Raw genomic sequence first — 24,495 nt, 5'->3', positions numbered from 1 at the left:
ATAAGGTTTTTATCATGATGGAATTAAAGTTATCTAACCCAATTACACTTATAGATATAGAAAAATACTATAAATTATATTGTTTAAAATCCATAAAAAAGTTAGATTGGGGTTATGAGGGAGAAATTGAACTATTACGTCTTCTCAGGTTTTCATGTTTTATAGTTAAGAAAATAGATAGAATTGATATTTTTGACAAAAATGGTAAATTCAAAATTTACATAGAATTCTCTAGCGATAAAATTAAAATTAGTGGTCAAGGAGATAAACTAATTGTTAACAGCATAATAAATAGAATTGCTAAAAACATAGAAAAATATGGTGCTTCAATAGTTAAATATGTTGGGGTACAGTACTCTAGGGATAATAAAACAGTTTTATTTAAGACAGTACCAGATGAAATATTAGATTTAAGAGGATATTCTTGCCCCGTACCAGAAATAAAGACTAAACAAAAGTTACTAAAGATGGAGAAAGGAAAGGTTTTAGAGGTTTTAATAGATAATCCAGCCGCTATTGAGTACACATTACCAGAGGTCGCTAGATTGTTTAATTGTAGATATGAAATATACAATATGGGAGATTACGCTTCATTTGTTTTCACAAAGCTAGATAATACAAGAACATACACTAATTATACTGAAGTAGTAGAAGAAGTTAAAGAAAATGAGATAAAAGAACTAATAAAGGAGAGCGATTTCAGAGCTTTCCTTTATTCTTATTTTGATCAGATCGTTGAGCAAAGAAAAGCTATGCAATTGCAGCTAGAAGACATTAAATATCAAGGTTATACAGTCATTTCAGCTGCACCTATAGGTAGGGGATGGTTGTTTACGGCATTAGTAAATGGTGATAATATAATTGCAGCAAGGTTAGATGTAGAGAATAACTCATTTTACAATGAAGATGCGTTAAAACGTCTTCCTATTGAAGGCGAGTGTAATATATTTTATTTAAAGCATACGGAACGAACCGATTAAAGGTGGGTAATATGGTAAAAGATGAATGTGGATGTGTAATTACAAGAAAATATGCTTCAGATTTCTTAATAAAGAGGGTATATGATAAACCTAAGGGAAAAGAAATTGCAACAGTGAGAATAGATGAGAGTAGGTGGTTCAAACTATTTTATGATGGAGAGAAAATAACTTATAAATCAAGTGAATGCCCAGTCACTATAATTACTTTAGAGGCATTGTGTGAGGCATTTGAAGAAAAGAAGGATCCTAAGGAATTCCTTAACTCAATAAAGGGTTTTACATTAAACGATATAGCAAAAAAAGTAATGGAACAATTTTTGGGTGTTATAAATGAAAAAAGTGGCCTACATAGTTGAGTCAAATTTAGGAAGTTATATTTTAGGTAATATGATAGTACCTCAGTTAGAGGAAGATAGACATTACGTAGAAGTTGTAGGCATGTTCTTTATTCACGATAATGTGTATTTACTCTTGAGAGGAAATCCATTAGCTGAGAGATTAGATAAACTAAGTAAGGAAAAAGGAATTTATTTACAAGCTTGTGATCAATGCGTATATATGAGGAATATTGCTGATAAGTTAATAAACTCTGTAAGGATTGGCTGTTTCCCAGATTTTTATAGAGCTATTATTGATAAAGTGGATTTAATAATTACAATTTAACTTAGTTGTGATATTTCTGAATAAAGGGTTTAAAAAACAAGTATTTTTAAATACCTACTTTGCTTACAATAATTATGTATGAAGAAAGTAAGCAAACTTGAGAGAGGAATGTCATATAAAATCTTATTACTAGTAGGTATTGTAGTTATACTTCTAATAGGAATAGGAGCAGCGTATATAATGATGAAAAGCCCGTCGACTACTACTTCTACTACCACCACTTCTTCTCCATCATCTTCTGTTACTGTCTCTTCTTCATCAGCTCCAAATAACAACTTCTATCTACTCGTATTTACTCAGAAAGGGATAGTTCAAGCAATTAATCCTTTTACTCAAACATCTAACTTCCTTGGTTTTCAGCATGTTGTGAATATTTCTACTAGTGTACCCCAGCAAGTTTACTATTGGGATGAAGTTCCTGCAGGAGAGATGTTTAATGCAAGCTATATTGTTATCCCGGTAAATAACGGAAGTGTGTACATTATAAATCCATCAACATTAAAAGTTGTTGAAACATTAAACGTTGGAAAAAGTGTTGGGTTTATAGGTGTTGCTTACTCGCCAAATCAACAATATGTAGCTATTGCTGACGGTCCATCTGGAGTGGTTGAGGTAATCAACTTGAAAAACTTACAAGTAGTATGGAAAGACACTTTTGTTTCTCCTACTGGGAAAACTTATTATCCATGTGATGTGAGATGGTCTCCTAATGGCGAATATCTTATAGTTCCTATGAGATTTAATAATACTGTTGATTTAATCTCAGCATCTAATGGAAGTGTAGTTAAAATGGTAGTAGCATCTTTAGGTTCACAACCTTATATGGTGTCTCCAAATATGCAAGGTACAATGGTTGCCGTTGAGTATGCTGGGAATAATTCGGTAGGATTTTATTCACTTCCAAACCTACAGTATATGGGTATGGTTCAAATGCCTTCTGGAGTAACTCCACAAAGGGGAGTCTTTACTCCAAATGGTCAATACTACTTAGAAGCGCCTGCAAATAAAAATGAAGTTGTAGTAATCTCCACCTCAAACTTCCAAATTGCTCAAACTATATCCTTACCCAGTATTAACCCACAAGGTTTAGCATCTATTGGAATAACTCCCGGTGAAAGCTATGCTTACGTTGTTATACATGGTTCAGTCTCAAGCGGTGGAATGATAGTTCTAATAAACTTACAAACTCTTAGTGTAGCTTATGAGGTACCATTAACTACTGCACCAGCTTTTGTTTTACCAGTTAGTGTTTCAACTGCAACATATTTGGTTGATAATGTGTTACTACCACCAATAACTGGTCTTCACTGTTAGGTGAACTTAATGAAAATAAACCCTTTTTTCTATGTTTTCATCTTTTTTAATGCCACTGTATTCTTACCCATAGTAATAACTGGTTTGAAAGTATATTTTCTATGGTATTATCCATTCACAACTTCTGGTCAAGCATCATTTTTAGATCCTTTCCTTTTAATCTGTATCGTTTATGTAACCTTAAGTGTAATCATAGGTTATATTGTTTATAGAATGAAAAAAGGTAGGTTTATCCTTGTTTCTGGTCCTATGAGGTTAAGGAATGTGATAAAAGCGACTTTAAAGGACAGTGTCGGGAAATGGTTAGTCTTTACCTATGTAATCTCATATTTTATATCATTCATGATAGTTTCTGGTTTACTACTTTTACCTAATGTCAATGTAAGCCCATATTTTTTGTCTTTAACTGAAATCTCATATCAAGGTTACGGACTTATGCTTTACGGTAATTTCGTATTTAATCTATGGTTGCTTATTCTTGGCTTAATAAATGACCTAGTACTTACCATAGCTTTAATCTTAGGTTATTACATTATGTCCTTAATTTATGTGTCATTACATGCTTATGACTGGAAAGTTCCAAGCTCCTTTAGAATAACGTCTTTTAATACACTAGCTGGATTCCTTTCTGCTTCTGTTCCCTCAATAGGTACAATAGCTGGGATATGTTGTTTAACTCCAACAGCAATGAACTCCCTTTTATTTCTTCTATCTAATATTCCACTAACTAAAGGCATTATGTGGAAATATGGCACTTTCCTTGTAGGAACATGGACAGGTGGAATTTTACAAGCTTTGTTTTTAGCTTCTCCTACACTTCTGGGCTTTATTCTTATTGGTGTTGGTATATATGAAATATACAAAATATCGAATACTTTAGCTAGGAGGGTGAGGTTATGAGCCAATTAAAGATTGAATTTTGGCCAAATTTTATGAGATTAGCTTTAGCCACTATCTGGATTTATGCTGGTGTATTTGAAAAACTCCTTAACCCTGGTTATCTAAATCCAAGCTCAACAAGTTATGTTGGAATAACCATAGAAGTGTTGATGCAAGGTCCTATTATGAGACCATTTTTAGAATATGTAGTATTGCCTCATGTTTTATTAGTGGGAGAGTTAGTAATGATTGGGGAAATATCGTTTGGAATATTGAATCTTTTGGGTTTAATGACTAGATTTACCAACACAGTAGCATTTTATACTAACTTAATCTATTTCCTTTCAGCGTATTGGGTAGATACAGAAGAATATGGAATAAACTTATTAATGATGATCATAGAACTTTATCTTATCTATAAAGGTTCACAAGACTTCGGATTAGATGCTTTAATTAGAAGAAAAGTTAAGCAAGTAGAAAACGCAAAAATATTGTTCCTTGCAGGAAGTGTCTTATACGCATGTGTAATACTCTACCTATTGTTTATCTAAATTTTCACGTAATTACTATTCATACTCTTACCATGGCTAACATAAATGAAACTTGGTTTTAGATCTAATACTCTTTGTACACTTTTTATCATTTCTCCCATATTTTCATAAATTTGTGGATATGTCAAATAATTTCCTCTCCCTTGTAACATATCACCTACTATAACTGAATTTATTGGTTCCAGATAGAGAGAAATAGAATCATCAGTATGTCCAGGGGTGTAAAGTACCTTCACTCCCTTTACAATTTCCTCCTCATCTTTAAGAGTACAATCAACTTTAGTTGGTTTTAATCCTCTGGAGAAGAGTGAGAAGAGAGGAAAAACAATTTTTAAACCAAGAGAGTGGACAACCGGCTTTCTTATTAACCCTTTCTCTAAATATTCTTTCCCTTTCTCATGAATACAAAATTCTGCGTTAGTCAATCCTCTAATCTCGCTAGCCCCACCAATATGATCTACATGAGAATGTGTAAATATAATATATTTAACATCCTTTAAGTAGTTTTGTAAAGTTTTCCCACTACCCGGTGTACCAGTATCAACTAAAATATTTCCTTCATCAGTCTCTATCAGAAACGCTTTCACAAAACGTAATTGTATTTCCTTGACTTGCATATTAATCAATTTAACCAGAAGAAGAAAAAGCTAACTTAAATAGCTGGGCTATAGCCCACATTACCCCATAAGTTGTGTTAAGGTTTAAATCTTTATAAGAGAGAGCAGATTTCCCTTTGCTTTCTTTAAGTTGTTTAAAGTACCATTCCACGTTATTAAATACCTTATCTATCAAATATGTAGCCAAACTTCTAACTACTTTATTTTTACTCGTGGCCGTAATTGTTCTTGCTAATTTTCTAGTTATTTGGAGATCGTATTTCCATGTCATATAAAGTAAATCCCAATATCTAGATGGGAGTCTCTCTATTGCTGGTAAAGGATTATCCCTAATTTTTGAAGTACCCATTGGGATTACTGGTAGTGGGAAAATCCAAGCAATTGGTTTATGATCTATTATATACTCGACTAACTTTATTGATTGTTCAACATCCTCATCTGTTTCATCTGGATAGCCAATAGTCATTGTATAACAAGGATAAATATAACTGTCATTCATGATTGCTGTAGCCTCAACAATTAAATCTTTCCAATTATTATATCCCCACGGAAAAGCCTTCATTTTCATATATTTATTAAATATTTTCTCACTGCCAGTCTCTAACCCAACAACTGGAGATACGGCCTTTTGTTCATTCCATCCTGCAATCTCACTCATTTCCTTAATAGTTCTAGGACTAAGTTTTACTGGTGCGGCTGATATATGAGCAAAATTAATGTAATCTACTCCCGCCTTCTTTAACTCTGTATATAATCTTATTATAGCATCATGATTTACTTCCCTTAAACTTTTAGCCCCATAAAGCATCATATCATCTGTAATTAAACTAACATCTTTAATTCCAGCCCTCATATTAACTTCTACTTCCTTCAATATATAATCAATTGGGAATGAGATAAAGGTGTCTGGAGTAACAGAGCAGAACCAGCAACCTCTAGGACAACCCCTAGTAATTTGAACTTCCCCACCTCTTGCTGCATTTATAATTGGAGGGATTTCACTTAATTTTTTAGGATATCTAGCCTTAACTACTCTAGGTACTTTTTCACCTTCTTCTAATTTTTTAACTATTTCTGGAAAATCAATCTCAGCATGACCAATAAAGACAACATCAATCCATTCAGGTGGCTCTTTCTCTAACTGCCAAGCACCAGCACCACCAACTACGACTTTTATATCATATTTGCTTTTTATTTTCTTTATTTTTTCACCTAATTCCTCAAAGAATTTTGCTGTCCAAGTTTTACCTCCACCAAAAATTATACTTAATTTCATACTTACTGGTTCAATTCCTAGGGGGTCATGAGTGTTAATACCTATAACCTTAGCCCCTTTGCTAACTACTTTTTCTAACTTTTCCGGTGGAGTAACTATTACGTTAAAACCGTGAGAAGTTAATATGGCCTCAACTTTTCTTAAAGGATATGGTGCAAATATTGCCCTTCCATCCCTATCAGTTTTTTCCGGTGGAGTAAATATTTTATCCATGAAAATTCTTGGAACTAAACGGTATGGCAAACAAGCTACATAACCTAATGGGGAAATCCCACCATAGTCTGTGAAAGTACCCCTTTCAGCAGTTAAAACTACATCATAAGGGATTTTGACATCACCTAATTGTATTTGGATTATTAAAATTTAAACTTTCATATGTTAAATGATTCGATAGAAAACTTTTAAACGTATAAAAGGAGTTATTAAATTTTTTTAACATTTCATGAGATTTTTTAAGTTCTAGCAAATGTGTAAAAAATTAACTTTCTTATAGTAAAGTTAAATTTTATAAAAGGAATACAAACTTACAATCATGTCTTGTAAACCAAATATTTTAGTCCTCTTTTATGGATACGGTTCAATAGTTGAATTAGCTAAGGAAATAGGAAAAGGCGCTGAAGAAGCTGGTGCTGAAGTAAAAATTAGAAGAGTTAGAGAAACTTTACCACCAGAATTCCAATCTAGGATACCGTTTGATAAGGTAAAAGATATACCAGAAGTTACTTTAGATGATATGAGATGGGCAGACGGATTTGCAATCGGTTCTCCAACTAGATATGGTAATATGGCAGGAGGTCTAAAAACGTTTCTAGATACTACAGCCATTCTCTGGAAAGATAATGTTCTTTATGGCAAGCCAGTTACGTTTTTCACAGAAGCTTCAACAGTTCACGGAGGCCATGAGACTACAATACTAACAATGAGTACATATGCATATCATTTCGGTATGATAATCGTTCCTATAGGCTATGGTATACCAGAATTATTCCAAACTACGACTGGTGGAGGTCCTTATGGAGCAACACATCTAGGTTCAAAAGAAGAGCTAGACGAGATGGAAAGGAAGATTGCCAGATTCCAAGGAAAAAGGATTACTGAGGTTGCTAAAGCTATTAAGTGCTGTAACAAATAAATTAGGTATAATAGTTATAACTATTCCTTTTTTAATTAGCTTATGTCATCCCTTTTTGATAGTATAAATGCTTACGATGTAAAACCCTTCAAAAGAATGGGTGTAACCATAGACGAGGAAATTTATTATGCTAAGCTACTTATGAACTTTTTATCGCGTTTTAATCTTAATAAGGTTTTAGAAATAGCATGTGGTAACTGTTTAATCTTCATGTATGCTAGAAAAATTGCAAAACAGATATATGCTATTGATGATTGGAAGGGAGAAGATATTAATAAATGGACAAAAGGAGTAAAAGACAATGTAACTATTGTACAGAATTTATTTCCATTACCATTTAGGTCTTCTTTCTTTGACGCTGTTTATTCTTTTCTTTACTTTTATAATGTTACTAAGAAAGAAAGGAAAGATAAAATAGAAGAAATATACAGAGTGTTAAAAAGTGATGGAATCTTAGTCCTAGCTGATATTGATATAATGAGAAGTATTAGGAAGGATTTCTTAACCTATTTTGATGAGGTCGAGTTTTATATAGATCAAGGCATTTTCATTTCTATTATGAAGAAAAAATTCCCTTAAAAACTTAATAAAGATTAGTTTATTTGTCCATAAATAAGTTAAGGAAAAGAGAATAACTTACTTTGTTCTCTTGTAATATAATCTATGTAGAGAAAATCATTTTTCCAGAAATATATCTTTAATAGTTCCACTTATTCATTAACAGAGTTTCAAATAATACAAATTAGACTATTCTTTTCAATCTTAATAACTCAGTATAGCATTTATAGGAAAATCGTTATATTTTTACGTTACGTTAAACAAATGTAAGATATATTGTACTATTAGCTGAAAATTCCTTATGATTAACGAAATAAAGTAAGGAAGTAAATTCAAAGTATTTATTAGTTTATGAAAAAATATTATAATTTTTTATGGTGAGGGAATTTCCTTAAACTACTATTAGAGATCGGATAAGATGCAAATATTTCCGCAACAGTTCATGGGACTGTAGAGAAATCCCTTACTATTACTGAGTCAAAATATGAGCGAAGAAGTTTTATCTTATCTTTGCTTTCAAGAACTACTATTGGATATGCGCCATAATATAGGTATTCTATCATTAGGAAAGCAATAAGCCCTTCTGAGAGTGAAATTTTGACTATTAAACTCACACTAAGTTAGCACTAACAACAAGTAACAACGTATTAATAACAAGGTCATAATTTAAATAATGACGAATAGTTTTACCATATTGTATTGTTTATGTGCTGAATATTAGGTAAAATTACAATTTACAATAAGCTCATAATAAATAATTTAGGGTTAACTAATTCTCGTTGGCTTTTCTCACTTTGTAAAATAATATTATTAAGATAGAAGCAATCAAATTCTCCGATTCAATTTTTGTACTATCTCTCTCCAAATCTATATTTATAAGTCTCAATTTTGCTACTTAGATTATCGACAAGTAATCTCGTCTCAAAAGTCACATTTTTACCATTCATCTCCTCTTCAGCTTTATACAAGTAATCCCTAGCCTTCAGATAATAGTCCTTATTTCCATAAGCAATTGCGTTTTGTAAATACATCAATCCTATCATAGCTAATCGCTTTACATACTCGTTAGAATCATTCTTGTAAAAGTTAAGTCCTGCCTCAAATGATCTTATATATTTCTCATCAATAGGTTTTCCACTATCTGGTAGGATAGTAATCGTTTTTCTTCTTCTCGTGAATGGAGAAATCATATTGTGACTTAAGAGGTATCTATTGAAGAAATAATAAGATATAACGACAACTATAATAGGCACTATAGTACTAAGGTTATTGGCTAACGTAGGATTATGAAAAACGTAATAAGGAATTGAGAATGATATGAAGACTGAAACTGCTGTGGGCAATCCTACAAATAATAAGAACAGACTGAGCCATTTCAATAAAGATATTCTATGAGGTTCTTGTCTATCCATTTATATCACATCTATATCTTTTTACGTAAGTTAATAAAATTAACTTAGATAATAGTGAAGTTGTCTTTTGAGATAAACATCCTATAACTACTTACGTATAATTTAGCAAATCCTATTGAAATAGCTCATTATGTTGTTACATAAATTTGATAAGTTGGGGTTTTTAATCAATATTAAGAAACACTCATCGTTAACCTTTCAGTTATGTTTTGTATTGATAATCAAATATCATTCAAATAATCACATATTTTACTAGAAATATTCTTTGTATTTTGTATATAGCGATATTAAACTGGATTGAAACGTTAGATAGCTATATTAGTAACTAATATAGCTTTATGCGAACTTTTTGATCCTTATCCCAAATCTAGTAGAGAAGAATTTTTTGATAATGAGGAAATAATTGATGAAGTAGAGAAACTTTTAGAATGAAAATTTTGGCCGTTAACTATTGGGCCTAAAAGGACTGGAAAGACCTCAATAATTAAGATAGTAAGTAACGAGTTAAAGGGAATATATATAGATGCTTCTGGGATAAAATCACTTAAAGAATTGGATAAGGCTTTAATTAACTCTCTTCAGGCTAAGATTCAAATAAATTTGAAAGTGATAAAGATAGAGATAGACAAGAAATCAGTTAAGGGATTACAAGACCTATTAAATAAACTTGGAGAAACGATAATATTTATAGATGAAATTCAAAACATTATCTTAACTTGGTTTATCTCATTATTATCTAACGCTTATAACAATTAAGAAGTTAGGTTTGCTTTAACGGGATCAATGATTAGGGTTACTAAAACCTTGATATGGGAGGGTAAAGGGAACAAATTAGGGACTAGCTTTAAGGGTAGGGACCTCACCCTTTAAAGTATCCCCTACTGTTTAGTTAACTCTGTAAATTGTGACGGAAGCACCTACATTTCAACAGATCAAATGGTATCTTAATGGCCCAGAGTAGTATTTGCAGCAACATCTCATATGATACTTAAGGGTATGGTAAATGAGGGGTTTGAGATTAAATAAAGTGGACTACAGTCTCTATAAGATATCCTTGGAATTAACCTTCAAGAATTACTGGAGAGCATTTCGATCTTCCCTATTACATAGGTAACATTTTGATATACTTAGTTAAACATGCATTAAAAGTTAAATCTTAACTAATCTTTTTAACGCATACTTATATGTAAATCCCCATGGGGCAGCACTACCTATATAATGGTCTAGAAATGGATTATCTGGATTTCCGTCGTTAGAGTGGATTAATGAAGGTTGGTTCCACATTAACCCCTTGTCTACTAAGTTATCCCACTCTTTCTTTGCAATATCTAACCACTCCCTTTTTCCCAAACTGTAACCTAGAGCTGATAGTGAAAAGACCAGTCTAGGCCATGAGGAAGTCAATTGAGAATCTAAATCGTCAAGGCTCTCTCCCTCTTTAGCCATATTAGGAGTACAGTATTTTGATGCATGGCCATTTACTCTGTATATCTCATCGAGTGCAGATAAAATCGCACTTCTATCTGCAACGACATCTAGATCAAGTAAATAGGCCCACCATTGGCCAAATATCTGTGCTGAAAATACTGCTTTATGATGATTTGGCTTTCCGGTCCATGGGATAAACTTCTTACCATCAAATAACTTCATCAAAGATGATTTAGCCTTACTTAGTAAAGACGAGTAATAGGAAGTGCTATCTCCTACAATTTCTGCAATCTTTATCATAGCCTCTAATGCAGCTATGTACACTGTGGAAATATAACTACAAACACCTTCAATAGGAACACAATCAAATCCTTGATCTGTAGATCCATCAACTTCTGGTAATCCGTCTCCGTCTTTATCTTTGGAAATTATCCAGCTCATTGCTTTTTTAACATAAGGATAAACGCTTTTTAGAAACTCTTTATCTTTAGTCCTTAAGTAGTACCTATATACCATCAGTACAAAAGTGGTGTTAGTGTCTTTCCACTTTGGCGGTGCTGTAGTTCCATCTGATGGGGCATCAAATGAGTATGTACCTAAATCATGCGGGATATACCCGTCTTCCCTCATGTTTAATATAAACTGCTCTATCGTTGATTTTTCAAGCATCGGGAACATAAGCACTACTGGCAATGACCCCGTCTCATAACAAACTCCGCCTATTGTTGATAGCATAGTACCTACTTGTGTACCCTCCATTATTCCAAATCTCCCCTTTTCGTCAAGCCAGGTGCTTGAAGATAGAATATAAGTACTGTTAATTATAGCATCACTTAACCAGTCTGGTAATGACGGGTCAATCAAGTCCTCATGCCACCTTCTCGTTTTTTCTTTTAATCTGTCAAAGTTTTCAAGAAAGTAACTAGCAACTTCCTTAGCACTAGAGAAGAAGTTAGAATAGTAGTGCTTATATGGGTAATAGACCCACGGTTTATTGAAGAACCATGAAAAGACAAACTTTACTTCTTCGTTCTTTTCATATTCATCTATTATCATCCCCGCTGGTAAATAGTAAGAGCCAGTAGATTCGCCATCTTCACTCTCTGGTATCTTTCCACTCATCAAGTCCATCCAAGGTTTCTCATTTTCTATGAGCCTATGTAAGTTTAGCGTCTTTTCGAGACCTCTATTTACGTGGAAATTATACTGTTTTACTATAGCCTTAGGACTCTCCGTTACTAGAACAGTCTCACCGTTATATGGATCTAGGTCGTTAGCTTTTGAATTCTTCATTATTATCCCGTTCTTTAACCCTTCATTATATCTCCCTATCTTACTTATCCCAGTTATATTACCCATTGATATTGCAATGAGCCCCGATTTACTCCCACTCACTTTAACTGAAATTCCTACAGCGGGTAATGATGAATCGTACAAATTTTCGGGAATTAATGCTGAAAATGCCTCAAGTTCTGCTTTTACGCTGTTTTTTACTCCCTTTATCATCGCAAATGGGTACTTCCCCTCGTATTCAAGAGGTACTGCAAGTTTGTTTAAATCGAGGAAGATTAAATCGCTTTGTAGAAAGAAGGGTTCAGAATCATTAGGGAGAATAAATACGTGAAAGCCTAACATCTCCTTTATTGGAAATGACCAATTATTTGCTATCGTTAAGTTTATCATTCTCCCCTTGTTACTTATCTCTATCTTTCCCGCTCCTATACCTCCAAGCGGTACTCCAGCTTCCTTATCATTCGATGTTAAATAAACCACAATCTTAATTATTAATTTTAACGTTAAAATTTTAACTATGAGAATATTATTTATTTCCCCTCATCCAGATGATGAGTGTGACAATGCAGGGGGTACCTTAGCTAAGTTAGCTAAGTCCCATGAAATTTATATTGTGTATATGACTGATGGCTCTGCCGGTTCTCCTAATCCTGAAGAGAGAGGAGAAAAACTTGCTGAAATTAGAAGGAAGGAGGCTTTAGAGGGGTTAAAGGTTCTAGGGATAAAAAAGGATAATGCTTTCTTCCTTAATTATCCAGATACAAAGTTAAGGTTTCATATAAGGGAGGCTTCAGAAAGAGTTGCGAAAATACTTAGGGAAATTAAGCCAAACATTATAATTTATCCCTCTCTGCTTGACGGTCATAATGATCATTGGTCCGGAGGTTATATAACTAGAATAGCAATAAGAAAAGTGGGAATTACAGTAAATGAGTTAAGTTACCTAAACTGGCTTCCTATTCCTTCTAAGAGTGTTTTTGACGCGATAAAATATCTTTTAATTCCCTTTCATAGAAAAATTAAAGTTGATATTAGAGAGTATAAAAGGATTAAACTTGAAGCTATGAAGAAGCATGAATCCCAGTTTAAATATTTAGATGCTGATTATATCAAGAAGTTTTTAGATAGTGATTACGAGACATTTTACGTGGAAAGGATTGTTAATGATATGCTAGTTATTTAATCTTTACCATTTATTAGTAGTGATAGCGTTAAACAACCATTATAAATAGTTGAAATATTAACCTCGTATTGACAAGTATTATTTATCCTCTGCCTTTCCTAAGAAAAAGACTATAAGCTTTTCTTCTATACTCTAAATTATGAGATCAATAGGTATACTTTCACAAACATGGAGGAAGGATAAGATTAACGAGTTAAAAGAAATTGCAGAAAAAGCCGGAAAAATGAAATTTAATGAAATATGGTCTGGAATAGACCCAAACTATATAGACGGTATTAAAGAGATTGCAAGTATTGCGGAAAAGTACGACATGTACTTTTTTGTAGACATTAATCCAGAAATAATGAGAGGTTTTGGAGCATCTCCCTCAAATTTGAAGGTGTTTAAGGAGTTAAAGATTAAGGGCTTAAGGGCTGATTACGGCTTTACAATAGACGATTTAATAAAAATGGCCAATAACAATTTAGACTTAGTGATAGAGTTAAATGCTAGTATCTTCCCTTTAGATAAACTTGACTACCTAATAAGTAAAGTGAGTAACATTGAGAGGTTGAAGGCGAGTCACGATTTTTATCCCATCAAGTACACTGCACTATCCCTGGAGAGTACAATAAGGAAATCTAAAGAATTTAAGGAAAGGGGAATACCGGTTGCAGCTTTTATACCTTCACCTAGACAAGTTGAGTCTAGAACTACTGTTGAAATGTTAAGGGGTAAAGAAATTTGGAAGTCTGCCTCAATTCTGTTTAATACTGGAGCGATTGACAGAGTTATTTTAGGTGAACCATTCCCTACCGATGAAGAACTTTCAGAGTTAATTGAGGCTAAGGAATACATGAAGATTAGGGTCTTAGTATATCCCGGCATTACAGATGAAGAGAAAAAGATATTTGAAGAAGTATATTACGATGTAAGGATAAAAGAATATTCGATAGCGTTAGCCAGATTTGTGAAGAATGAGATTAAATCTAGGAACATAACTAGGAGGTTTAGGGGTGCTGTGACTGTAATGAATAATAGACCAGATATAATAGAAGTCTGGATATTCAAAAGGGAAGTTGAGGCAGATAAGAGGTTTAATGTTATAGGTGAAATCTTACCAGAAGATATGGAACTATTAGAGTACCTAAGCGATATGAGTCCAGTGAAACTAGTACCGATTGAAATGAAATAAACTTTTGATCACAGTTTAAATGGAAACAATAAGCCTTCAGATTACGCGGGAACCCAATCATGTTAAGATGAATATCTTGCCTTTCAAAACCTCAGAAAGTGTAGCCGGTTAACTTAGACAGTCAAACTAGAAAAGGAAAATTTTTGCATGAATTTTTCTCATTTTTATGATATCAAATAAGCTAAACAAAGAATTATTATAATTTTATGAGAATATTACAATTCGTAAAGGATCCTTGAATCGCCCAAACCATCTCACAGTGTGGAGAAAGTATAATCATTTGTATATAAATTTATTAAATGACGTTTCTTTACTAGGAGTATATATTAAATTAGCATAGCTATGTGCTAAAAATTTGTAGAAGTATAAATAGCTCAATGGCAATACTATCTCCACGCTCGTATAAATGATTAAAATCAATAAGAGTGCGTAATATTTATTGAGAGAATCGTTGATTTTTTTTTTAGCGTTAAAAAAGTCTTTCTAACACTGAGTTTTCTAGAAAATGATAAGACTAAGAAGTTTAATTTTAAATAATGATATTAATTAACCCTTTAATGAATATTATGATTTTTTATAGGAAAGAATTTCCTTAAATTATTATTCACTTTTCTTTCTTTACTTCTTCTATCTCTTTTAATATTTCCTTTCCTCTCTCATTCACCTTAATAATAAAGTTAGCTAGAGCTATAATGAAATCCAGTATCCATTTCTTTGCATCCTCTTTTGAAGTTATTGGAGAATATTCTCCAGCTCTATCATAACCGACATATGAAAAGACGTGAAGAGACATAGCTTGTTTAGCTAAATCTGTAATACCAGGCAAGTCCTTCTCCAGAATAGATGCATAATAGAGTAATCTATTTGAAGGAGCAGTGAAGCCTATTTTATAGAAAAATTTTCTTTCTTTTTCTTCTAAGTTAGAGGAAAAAGATAGATGATTAATACTTATAATTCCACTTACGAACGCCTTAAATGCTAAAAATGCTCTCACTGCAGAATTTCGGAACTTACCTTGTCTTAGCAGTTCTATAGCTATCAAAGCCTCATCAATACTTTCCTCTACTCTTAATTCTCCATATTTTCTAATATCTCTTTCCCAAACTACTTTCTCTCTCATTACTTATAGTAATATTTTCACAAAATATTAGCCTTTCTAATAGGTTTTTAATAAACTTGGTGAATTTGTCAGATACAGCTGGAGAGGCTATAGATAATATAATGAAATAATTTCTTAGTTAAATTTTCTGAAATTTTGGATTGTCTTTTTCTTTTTTTAGGTATTAAAAGTTTTAGCGCAATCTGAAGACTTATTGTTTCCCACGATATAGAAAGCGAAGATTAACTAAATTCGGTTTCAACTACTATAGGGACCTTCAGCATAGCTAAAAAGAGCGGGGCTGGTATAACATTATCTCCTAACTCGTCCTTACTCACATACATAAATTTCTTAACTTTTCCCAAAACCTTGCTTCTTCCTCCTCTTACTCTCCCGTATTTTACTTCAATTCCCCAGTATTCTCCGCTTAAATTTACGATCACGTCTACTTCTTCATTAGTTTTGATATAGAATACATCGTAAAGTCTTGAAAGATGAGATACTATTATAGCTTCAACTAACTTTGACTCATCTGGTGGTTTAGTCATAGTCCAACTCGAAAAGGTATGATAAATGAAAGGATCAATAAAGTAAAATTTTTTCTGTTTCCTCGGTATTGGTAATCCAGTATTAACATCTATTGTATCAATCACTTTCATAAGGTATAACTTTTCCATGAGGTTAACATAACTTATAGCGGTCTTTACAGTTCCTACTCCGTAATCTCTAGAGATGGTATGGAAGCTATATTCGGACGAAGTCTTCTCAATAATTGCTCTAACAGTAAGCTTGAAAAACCTCTCGCTTCTCCTTAATTTGTTAATATCACTTATAATACTTGAAATGAAATCGTATTCCGTAGACGGGCTTACTTTACCTTTAGCAAAGAAATCCTTTATTGCATTGGGAAAACCTCCCGTTATCAAGTAATATTCTAAGATCTCTTTCAATTTAGGAAGATAACCTACATACTTGGTATAGTTCTCAAGGATGAATTTCAAATCTCCCGTAGGTAAATTAATTCCAAATAGCTTTACATACTCAGAGAACGGGAGAGGAAACATAACTAGCACTTTTCCTTTCCCTCTTCTTCCTGGAAAGGTCTCTATTTCACCTTTAGCTTTCATTGAAAGAGAACCAGATAAAATCAATACGTCATTGCTGAATTTTCCCATATCGATCCTATATTTTATAGTTTTGTACCACTCCTTAGGGAATGTTACTTCATCAAGTATAATTACGGAACTTTTGATCCCTTCTCTTTTCCTTATCTTCTCATATTCCTCTAGAACTTCGTCAAGTTCCTTATAATCAGCTAATTTATCACACGCAAAATAAAAGATGGATTTAGGATTATAACCACTATCCAACAGTTTCTTTATTAAAAGGATTAATGCTGTTGTTTTTCCAACTTGTCTAGGCCCAAATAAGAAGTTTAAAGAGTAAGGTTCAATAGATGCCTGAAGTGTGATATTCCATTTTACTTTCGATTCTTGATACTTCCTATAATATTCATTCTCTCTTATTAGTTCTGGTGAAATCCACCAAGGGTTCTGTTCTTCAATCACATGTAATTGAATTCCACAAATATTTATAAATTTTGTTTACTCTTACTCCACAAATGCTTATAAGTATATATAATAAAAAAGTCTTGGTAAGAACGTTAGAATTAACTTAAATATGTATAATTGCTAAAAATAAGTAAAATGGTTGATAGTGTCGTCATTTGCATATAAATTTATTAGATGGCTTTCTTTATAAAGAGTATAAATATTGAACTAATATATTACTATGTGATAAAAATTTATAGAAATATAAATAGCTTAGTGACGACACTATGTCCACACTGGTCTTCTTATGACGCTGCTTTCTTTTCCACTTTCTATAAATCGAATAAGCACCGAACAAGCCAAGTACTGTCGAAGTTACATTACTATAAGAAGGATTTGTATTAAATAAATAGTATGAAGTAGTAAGTAGCAAGTGATGCTGAGAAAATAAGAAGACCTATTAATATTCCCGTGATGACTAAATATCTTGTAAATACTCATATGTCTACAGTATGCCCTATATAAGCACTACACGCCATACTTCTTATAAATATGGGTTTGCAACTGTAGGAAGACTTATTACTGAACGCTCCAGTTTTGGGAAATAAGAGAGTACTAGTATTTCTGAACTCATATAAAACATGTCTAACGTGGAAGAGAAAAAGGCTTTAACTAGGAAGTATGCATAATAAAGATCTATTAATCACCTTGACGTGCAGTCATCATTGATCAGCAAAGACCAATTCGTTCATTCTCATACATTATTTGGTTCCATCATTTTAAAATCTTACCAATAACTTCTTTCATAGCATCATTGTTAGTATATAATTTACCTAATGACCTAATCTCTATAGGAATATAGATATCAAATTATACTAGACCAAAGTTTAAAGAGGAACAAGGCCTTCAAATTATACTTGCTCATAACTTAAAGTGTAGCAATCTTAAATTCATATAAAACCTTCTTAAGAAAAATCTCTTGTCCTATAAAATCTGACAGAGTATAGCGTAGTGTTTGTTGAAAATATTAAATATAAGCAACCTTAACTATACTACGAGTTCTTTGTTATTTTTTACTCTTAATGATGAAAATATTTAAAAAGCGTTTATGAGAGTTAGTCTGCATGTTTTTAGGAATTATAAATCATCCAATTGAAAGATTAGGAAACATAAAGGATATCTTAGAAGAAAAAGGGTATAAGATAAGAGAAACTGTTGCAACAGAAATAAGAGGTAATGAAGAATTCGACGCTCTTATAGTAATGGGTGGTCCAATGGGAGTTTATGAAAGTGATAAATATCCGTTCTTAAAAGTTGAGAGTGAACTAATAAGAAAAGCTATAAGTACGAAAAAACCAGTACTCGGAGTATGTTTAGGTTCGCAATTGCTTTCCTCATCCCTCGGAGGAACTGTAACAAGAGGGGTATTTGGTCAAGAAATTGGAATTTATACTGTTTATCTTTTAGATGAATTTCGAAATTTGATGGGTGATAAGATAGAAGTTTTTCAGTGGCACGGTGATACTTTTACATTACCTAATAATGCTAAACTTTTAGCTTATAATGAAAGATATTTTCAAGCATTTAAATACAAGACAGCAATTGGTCTTCAATTTCATGTTGAAGTTAACAGTAAAATGGTTAGTGAGTGGGTAAAAGAGTATAATGGTGATCTAGGTTTAATAGATCAAGTGAAAGAGAAAGAAGAGGAATTTAGAAAAATTAGTGAAAAAATCATCTCTTTTTGGTTAGATTCAGTTCGGGGCTCTCAATAATAAAAATCACCAATCTTTCATGGGCAGCCTCATCATCCTTTAATTTCCTCTAATGACTTTCCTTTTGTTAATACACCAAAGTATAATATAAATACTGCTGAAATGACTGACATAATTCCAACAATAGTATATGAAATACTTACATTTTCTAAGTAGAGTAAAGCCATAACTATTGGACCAACAGCTCCTCCTAAATGACCTATACCGTCTGCAATACCGTATCCTATGGTTCTAATCTTAGTTGCAAAATTCTCTGAAGTATAAGTATACATCACTGGAAATTTGAAACCTTGAAAGAACATGATTAAAAATCCAATAACCAGAAACGGTAAGCCAGTAAAGAAAGGCCATATTATAACTAGCCCACCGGAAAGTAGATTAGCTAATGCCGAGGAATATTTTCTTTCAAAATAATCATTTAGAATTGATGCAAAAATTACTCCTAATGGATCACCGTAAAGTATGTATGTGAAGTACAAGCTAGAATTCTCAAATCCTTTTGAAGTTATTGTGTAAAAAATAGGTGTAGAAAATAATGAGTATCCAGTGAAATAGCTAGTAAACCAAATTAGAACGAAAATTATCACTATTTTATCCCATTTTAATTTCTCATAATTCCTCTCAATCCACATTTTTGATTCTGGAAGTTTAAATCTAAAGATTAATGCCAATACAGCTATAACAATGCTAGGAAGAAATAATAGCCTCCAATATTTTTCTCCGAGAAAAACAGCCATAGGACCTACTACAAGACTCATTAGGAATCCGAACATTGATGTGAAGCCTACAGCTCTTCCTCTAAAATCTTTAGAGACCATTTCTGAAACGTAAGAAGGAACTATAGCAACTTCTCCTTCAATTCCTATACCAATAATTAGCTCAGCAATTACTAACTGAATTGGTGAAAGCGATAAGAGACCAATAAGAGAACCGAACGTTATTAAAAACATTGATAATAACAACCCAGGTTTTCTTCCAAATCTGGTTGCAAAAAATCCGTTAAAAATACCGCCTATAAAATATCCTATCATCTCTGCTGATAATATTAATACTGAAGATACTTCACCTAAATTTTTTGAGGCAAAATTCTCTATATAAGGAACATTAAATATATCCCAAAAACTTAGTGATGTTCCTAGAGAGAGTAAGGCTAATTGTCTCTTGCTTAACATAAAGTATAATTTTGCTTATACTTTTTAAACTTTTTTATTGATTTCATTTAATCTGAATGAAATTAATAGGCCGATTATTAGACTTATAGGTAATGTTTCTAAAAGCGGAAAAATACCGAATAAAAAGCTAAGCAAAAGCACTATTACACCACCGATAAGCCCTTTTATTATCCATGAAGGATATTTTTCCCATAAATATGCTATAACTAATCCAGCTAATGCACCACCAATAGTATATGCTAAGCCCGATATTATAAATATCGTAGCAGGTAAAATTGTAGGTAGTTCTTTTGCAGCTAAATTAGCTTCAGTTACATTTTTTGTCTCATTTAAAACTTGATTATAATACTCGCTTTGTAATTCTGACATGTGTGGGTAATAAGCTATACCATAAATTATGCCAGATGCAATTAACCCTATTAAGAGTCCAAAAACTAAGCCCCATTTAAGTCCATTAGTAGCTTTCATATCTTTAATTATCTATGTATTAGTATTTATTCATTAGAGCTAGCCTTAAAAATCTCTAAACCCTCCGCATATAGGAATCCTAAAATAATCCAACCAAAAAATACATAAACAATATATTTCTCGAAAGTTGGTAGGGAGTAGAAAAATACAAAAAGGCTAATAAGAGTAGCAAGAATACTAACAATTATTTTATCTATGTTTCTTTTACTTCTTTTCGACGATATTCTTATAAGAGATATGTTAGCGGATAAGTGAACGAACAAATTGTTTAAACCCGCTAATGCTCCTAAAATTATAAATTCTCCATATAGTCCTATAAAATAAGCTAAAGCAACTAGAATACCTACAAAAATTACCGAAGAAAATATTTCCGCAAAAATTGGTTTACCTCCCCTTAATTTAGCTAAAAAAGCTGGGAAAAAGGCATCTTTAGCCATAGCTTCCAAAGTCCTTGAGTTAGCTAAAATATATGAGACTCCGCCAAGAGTTGCATCATTAAAAGCGATAAAACTCAGAAAAGGAAGTCCAATAAGACCAAAACGAGAAAGTAAATATTCAACTAAATTGCCAGTGAAACCTAACGCACCTAATGAGTAAAAGAAGAAAGTTGCTAATAGACCACCGAAAAGGAGTACAGCAATTGCTGCCTTACCAATATCTCTTGACTCAGCCTCTTCACCGAGAGGTGCAACTGAACCATAACCAGTAGGAATACCCAAACCAAAAACCACAGCTTCTAATAATAATGGTGATATTCTCGTCGGAACTGGGTTATAAAAATTCCATTTTGAGTCATAAAGAAAAAGAATAGATAGTAAAATCAAAGCTATCATTTCAATTAGAGACATTATCATAGCATATTTAGCTGAAGCCCTTACACCAGCAATTACTAAACCAGAAGCTAAAGAACTTGCAACTAGAGCATAAAACCATTGAGGTAAATATGGTAAAAATGGCGATAAGATAGTGTACAAAACGTATGCACCACCGGCTAATAAAGTTCCTCCATAAGAAAGAGAATATAACAAATAATTCCAGCCTGTGTTAAATCCTAAACGTGAGGTTAAAGAATAAAGGGCATAGATATAGTAACCGCCTCCTCGCTTAAACTTCTGAGAAAGATAATAAATTACCAAACCATTAAAGAATACTACGAAAGTAGCTACTAACATGGCAAAAGCTCCTTCAGTACCAACCATAGCAATTATTACAGTACCAAAAGTCAGTAATGAAATAAATGGAGCTTGCCCACCAAAAGATAAGAAGAATAAGTCAGAGAAAGAGAGAATTTTCCTTTTACTCCTTGAAACATTACTTTTTTGCACATTATATAGTAGTATATCTGATTTTTATTTCTTTTAACATTATACTTCCCATTAATCTGATAAGACATAGATACTTTAACATAGTTTTTATAATAATTATCTTATTTAAATAAAATACTATTATATTCAATTTTATTAATAAAAATCAAGAATAATTTTAAACTTTAACTCTCTACAAAATATATCTAATTTGTTAAATTAAAAAAGAAAATGAGTATACGAATTAACTTGTTTTTGAAGCTTATAAAGAGTGTGGACAACAATTTCATTCATTTGAAATATTTACATTTATTATCACCCCCTTGTCTAACAAATATACTGGAGCGTAAAGCGCGTTATAAGCTAGGAAGAACACCGATAACCACCTAGTAAGCGTGAACCTATTAGTGTTCCATGGAAAATGAAAATCCATTGAGGATATTCTATGTTTTAAGCTTCTGAACCCTTGTTCTGCGTAGTCTCTCTCGTTGAACGTTACCCTCTTGTGCTCCACGTTTAGCCAAGTGAATGCGTTATAGACTGTTGCCCCATCGTGTATGTATACTACCTTGTCTATCCTCGTTTTGAGCACCTTCTCAGCCTCCTTTTCCACATTCTTCATGTTCGTCAAGACTACCAGCACGTGCAACCCACTCCTCGAACTCGTCACCATGAAGAAGGGTATCGCACCCGTCTTCACATCCCTCACAATCCACACATAATAATACTGCCCCTTAACCACCATAATTTTAGTCTCATCCACCGCATAAAAACCACTAACCGGCACCACATACCTAACACAACTCAACCTCCTCAAGTAATACAACAAAGTAGAATGAGGCAAACAAGTCCTCCAAGAAGACAAACCAGAGAGATAACTAGCCAAAGCCAAAGCTACTACCTCACTAGAGTAAAACCTAGGCTCAAGATTAATATACTCCATTAGGATTAGAATAACTTGGGTGAGCACGGGAGTCCTCCATCTAGTTGGGTTGTTCATCGTTCACCCCCAAGAAAAATCCCCGTGCTCACCAAAAAAGTATTACGATGAATTCTCCATCTAAGTAAAAACAATTAATACAATTTATTTCAAATGAACGAAATTGTTGTCCACACTCCTCCCACGGGGGATTCTCGTAAATCAAGTGAACGGATAAAACCAAGTATTACGAGAGTAAAATAAATAAGCAAGTAAGGAGAAAAACACCATAAGCCCAACCACACTAAGGGGTTAAAACCCCATCATAAGGCTGGCTGTGAAGCCCCTAGAACGATCTAACAAGAGGGGTTAAAACCCCGAGTGGGAGGATGTAACAAATTACCCTAGGGGCTGAATATAGTTAACATTATGTAAAGAAAACACGGTATTATGAACACAAAAAATATCTTGTAAAACGAGAAATATTCAAACATGACAAAGGACTTTGTAAGCAAAGCCTTCGCAATAGACATCTCACAAAGCAAACTAACAGCAGCAAAGGGAGAACTAGTTATAAAACAAGAAAAACCATCAGTAACAGTCAAGGAAGTAAAAGAATTCCCTTACAACAACGAGGGAATAGAAGAGTTAATAAAATTCCTTGAGGGATACAACGAGGGAATATTAGAGGCAACAGGAGTATACTTCTACTACCTACACGAAAAACTAACAGAAAAAGGATTCAAAGTAACAGTAGTAAACCCAGCACACTTGACAGAAATACTAGGAAAAAAGACAGACAAACTAGACGCACAAAGACTACTAGTAGCATACATGACCGGAGTAATAAAAGGATCATACATACCAACGGGAGAAATAAAAGAACTAAGAGAGTTAACAAGACATAGGGAAAACCTAGTAAACAAGATAACACAAGTAAAAAACGAGATAAGAAAAACCTTGGAAATTGCCGGGTATAAAATAGAACCATTCGACAAAAAAGGAAGACAACTACTAGAAAAACTAGCAAAAGGAGAAGAATTGAGCAAGGAAGAGAAGGAAGAGTTAAAAGAGAAACTAGGGAGAAACTTGAATGACGCAGAAAAACTAACACTAAAACAACTAGTTGAGTTATTGAAAAGCTTGGAGAACATGGTTAAGGAAGTTGAGGACATGATAATATCCAAGATACCAAAACCGGTAATAGAGTTATCCAAGATCCCTGGAATTGGTTTAATCACTGCAGCAACAATTTATGCTGAATTTGGTGATATCTCACGTTTTCCAAACTCAAAGGCAGCTAGGGCTTATGCGGGTTTCGCACCTAGAACAAAGCAGAGTGGTAATAGTGAGTCCCACTCTGGTATGATTAGGGGTAATAAGCGCTTACGTAGGGGTTTCTACTTAGCTGCTAGGAGTGCCAGATGGCTTGAACCATTTAACGAGTTTTACGAGAGGCTCATTGCTAGGGGTAAGAGTGTAAGGCAAGCTACATGTGCACTTGCGGGGAAGCTTGCTTGCATAGTATATCACGTTTTAAAGGACGGTGTTTACAAGGGCATAGTCAAGAAGCGTCTTAGGATACCCAAGGGTGGGGAAGTTAATGTCAAGGATTTCGACGTGGGAGACGCACTGGACTCGTTATCCCCGTAGGTTTGTTAGAGGCGGTAGCGTGTAGTGCCTTATAAATAACTAGGAAATTAAAAAGTAATTTCATGAGCTTATTCTACTTTCAGATTATATGCAAT

General features: G+C 33.2%; 24 protein-coding genes. 13 read left to right on the top strand and 11 right to left on the bottom strand.

The features are described from left to right. Positions 1 to 14 precede the first annotated feature (14 nt). The 6 genes from STK_RS04875 (at position 15) to STK_RS04850 (ending at position 4,387) form a co-directional block, all read left to right on the top strand. Positions 15 to 980: a sulfurtransferase TusA family protein gene (locus STK_RS04875; protein WP_010978874.1), complete on the top strand. Its 966-nt coding sequence runs from the start codon at positions 15 to 17 to the stop codon at positions 978 to 980. An 11-nt stretch (positions 981 to 991) separates the two neighbouring features. Continuing rightward, positions 992 to 1,336 (top strand): hypothetical protein, encoded by a 345-nt coding sequence (locus STK_RS04870; RefSeq protein ID WP_052846921.1) that lies wholly within the window; start codon positions 992 to 994, stop codon positions 1,334 to 1,336. After that, the gene (locus tag STK_RS04865) at positions 1,311 to 1,643 is read left to right on the top strand and encodes a DsrE family protein (RefSeq protein ID WP_010978872.1); all 333 of its coding nucleotides are present in this window, start codon (positions 1,311 to 1,313) and stop codon (positions 1,641 to 1,643) included. Before STK_RS04870 ends, STK_RS04865 begins: the two co-directional genes overlap by 26 nt. Positions 1,644 to 1,721: 78 nt before the next feature. Beyond that, entirely contained in the window at positions 1,722 to 2,957 is a 1,236-nt protein-coding gene (locus STK_RS04860; protein WP_010978871.1) for a YncE family protein, read from the top strand. Between the two features lie 9 nt (positions 2,958 to 2,966). Continuing rightward, entirely contained in the window at positions 2,967 to 3,857 is an 891-nt protein-coding gene (locus STK_RS04855; RefSeq protein WP_052846920.1) for a hypothetical protein, read from the top strand. Continuing rightward, the gene (locus STK_RS04850; protein WP_010978869.1) at positions 3,854 to 4,387 is read left to right on the top strand and encodes a DoxD domain-containing protein; all 534 of its coding nucleotides are present in this window, start codon (positions 3,854 to 3,856) and stop codon (positions 4,385 to 4,387) included. Before STK_RS04855 ends, STK_RS04850 begins: the two co-directional genes overlap by 4 nt. Here the strand turns inward: STK_RS04850 and STK_RS04845 are convergent. Next, a complete protein-coding gene (locus STK_RS04845) occupies positions 4,384 to 5,004 on the bottom strand; it encodes an MBL fold metallo-hydrolase (protein WP_010978868.1) in 621 nt (206 codons plus the stop codon). The two genes, STK_RS04850 and STK_RS04845, sit on opposite strands and share 4 nt — an antisense overlap. A gap of 10 nt (positions 5,005 to 5,014) precedes the next feature. Next, positions 5,015 to 6,493: a B12-binding domain-containing radical SAM protein gene (locus STK_RS04840; RefSeq protein WP_010978867.1), complete on the bottom strand. Its 1,479-nt coding sequence runs from the start codon at positions 6,491 to 6,493 to the stop codon at positions 5,015 to 5,017. Between the two features lie 319 nt (positions 6,494 to 6,812). Here STK_RS04840 and wrbA point away from each other — a divergent pair, with 319 nt between their 5' ends. Together wrbA and STK_RS04830 are read left to right on the top strand one after the other, a co-directional pair. Continuing rightward, positions 6,813 to 7,412, top strand: a complete 600-nt coding sequence (gene wrbA / locus STK_RS04835) for an NAD(P)H:quinone oxidoreductase (RefSeq protein WP_010978866.1) — start codon at positions 6,813 to 6,815, stop codon at positions 7,410 to 7,412. A gap of 42 nt (positions 7,413 to 7,454) precedes the next feature. Continuing rightward, positions 7,455 to 7,991: a class I SAM-dependent methyltransferase gene (locus STK_RS04830; RefSeq protein ID WP_010978865.1), complete on the top strand. Its 537-nt coding sequence runs from the start codon at positions 7,455 to 7,457 to the stop codon at positions 7,989 to 7,991. A 419-nt stretch (positions 7,992 to 8,410) separates the two neighbouring features. Here STK_RS04830 and STK_RS15165 read toward each other — a convergent pair whose 3' ends face one another. Both STK_RS15165 and STK_RS04825 read right to left on the bottom strand, forming a co-directional pair. Beyond that, the gene (locus tag STK_RS15165) at positions 8,411 to 8,584 is read right to left on the bottom strand and encodes a hypothetical protein (RefSeq protein ID WP_198429745.1); all 174 of its coding nucleotides are present in this window, start codon (positions 8,582 to 8,584) and stop codon (positions 8,411 to 8,413) included. A 237-nt stretch (positions 8,585 to 8,821) separates the two neighbouring features. Next, positions 8,822 to 9,382, bottom strand: coding sequence for a hypothetical protein (locus STK_RS04825; RefSeq protein WP_010978864.1), 561 nt, complete (start codon positions 9,380 to 9,382; stop codon positions 8,822 to 8,824). Positions 9,383 to 9,832: 450 nt separating this feature from the next. Between STK_RS04825 and STK_RS14775 the strand changes: the two genes are divergently transcribed. Further along, positions 9,833 to 10,138 (top strand): AAA family ATPase, encoded by a 306-nt coding sequence (locus STK_RS14775; protein ID WP_198429792.1) that lies wholly within the window; start codon positions 9,833 to 9,835, stop codon positions 10,136 to 10,138. 393 nt (positions 10,139 to 10,531) lie between these two features. Here STK_RS14775 and STK_RS04815 read toward each other — a convergent pair whose 3' ends face one another. After that, entirely contained in the window at positions 10,532 to 12,583 is a 2,052-nt protein-coding gene (locus STK_RS04815; protein ID WP_010978863.1) for a GH116 family glycosyl hydrolase, read from the bottom strand. A gap of 37 nt (positions 12,584 to 12,620) precedes the next feature. Here STK_RS04815 and STK_RS04810 point away from each other — a divergent pair, with 37 nt between their 5' ends. Continuing rightward, on the top strand, positions 12,621 to 13,286 hold the full coding sequence (locus STK_RS04810) for a PIG-L deacetylase family protein (RefSeq protein WP_010978862.1): 666 nt from the start codon (positions 12,621 to 12,623) through the stop codon (positions 13,284 to 13,286). A 139-nt stretch (positions 13,287 to 13,425) separates the two neighbouring features. Next, positions 13,426 to 14,460, top strand: coding sequence for a MupG family TIM beta-alpha barrel fold protein (locus STK_RS04805; protein ID WP_010978861.1), 1,035 nt, complete (start codon positions 13,426 to 13,428; stop codon positions 14,458 to 14,460). Positions 14,461 to 15,064: 604 nt separating this feature from the next. Here STK_RS04805 and STK_RS04800 read toward each other — a convergent pair. Continuing rightward, positions 15,065 to 15,580 (bottom strand): PaREP1 family protein, encoded by a 516-nt coding sequence (locus STK_RS04800; protein ID WP_010978860.1) that lies wholly within the window; start codon positions 15,578 to 15,580, stop codon positions 15,065 to 15,067. 221 nt (positions 15,581 to 15,801) lie between these two features. Further along, a complete protein-coding gene (locus STK_RS04795; protein WP_010978858.1) occupies positions 15,802 to 17,127 on the bottom strand; it encodes an ATP-binding protein in 1,326 nt (441 codons plus the stop codon). 1,106 nt (positions 17,128 to 18,233) lie between these two features. On the opposite strand from STK_RS04795, the gene STK_RS04790 reads away from it, so the two are divergent. Then, positions 18,234 to 18,884, top strand: a complete 651-nt coding sequence (locus STK_RS04790) for a type 1 glutamine amidotransferase (protein ID WP_010978857.1) — start codon at positions 18,234 to 18,236, stop codon at positions 18,882 to 18,884. 32 nt (positions 18,885 to 18,916) lie between these two features. Here the strand turns inward: STK_RS04790 and STK_RS04785 are convergent, their stop codons facing one another. The 4 genes from STK_RS04785 to STK_RS04770 all read right to left on the bottom strand — a co-directional run bounded on the left by STK_RS04785 (position 18,917) and on the right by STK_RS04770 (position 22,828). Beyond that, the gene (locus STK_RS04785) at positions 18,917 to 20,056 is read right to left on the bottom strand and encodes an MFS transporter (protein WP_010978856.1); all 1,140 of its coding nucleotides are present in this window, start codon (positions 20,054 to 20,056) and stop codon (positions 18,917 to 18,919) included. Positions 20,057 to 20,080: 24 nt separating this feature from the next. After that, complete coding sequence (locus STK_RS04780; protein ID WP_010978855.1) at positions 20,081 to 20,524, bottom strand: hypothetical protein; 444 nt, start codon at positions 20,522 to 20,524, stop codon at positions 20,081 to 20,083. A 26-nt stretch (positions 20,525 to 20,550) separates the two neighbouring features. Beyond that, positions 20,551 to 21,849: an APC family permease gene (locus STK_RS04775; protein WP_010978854.1), complete on the bottom strand. Its 1,299-nt coding sequence runs from the start codon at positions 21,847 to 21,849 to the stop codon at positions 20,551 to 20,553. A gap of 265 nt (positions 21,850 to 22,114) precedes the next feature. Continuing rightward, positions 22,115 to 22,828, bottom strand: a complete 714-nt coding sequence (locus STK_RS04770) for an IS6-like element ISSto2 family transposase (RefSeq protein ID WP_010978853.1) — start codon at positions 22,826 to 22,828, stop codon at positions 22,115 to 22,117. A 411-nt stretch (positions 22,829 to 23,239) separates the two neighbouring features. Between STK_RS04770 and STK_RS04765 the strand changes: the two genes are divergently transcribed. Then, positions 23,240 to 24,400 (top strand): IS110-like element ISSto4 family transposase, encoded by a 1,161-nt coding sequence (locus STK_RS04765; protein WP_010978850.1) that lies wholly within the window; start codon positions 23,240 to 23,242, stop codon positions 24,398 to 24,400. The last annotated feature ends 95 nt before the right edge of the window (positions 24,401 to 24,495 follow it).

The organism is Sulfurisphaera tokodaii str. 7 (assembly GCF_000011205.1).
In the GTDB taxonomy this organism is placed as follows: domain Archaea; phylum Thermoproteota; class Thermoprotei_A; order Sulfolobales; family Sulfolobaceae; genus Sulfurisphaera; species Sulfurisphaera tokodaii.
The sequence above is the reverse complement of the archived record's forward strand: the minus strand, read 5'-3'. Positions and strand labels throughout refer to the sequence as shown.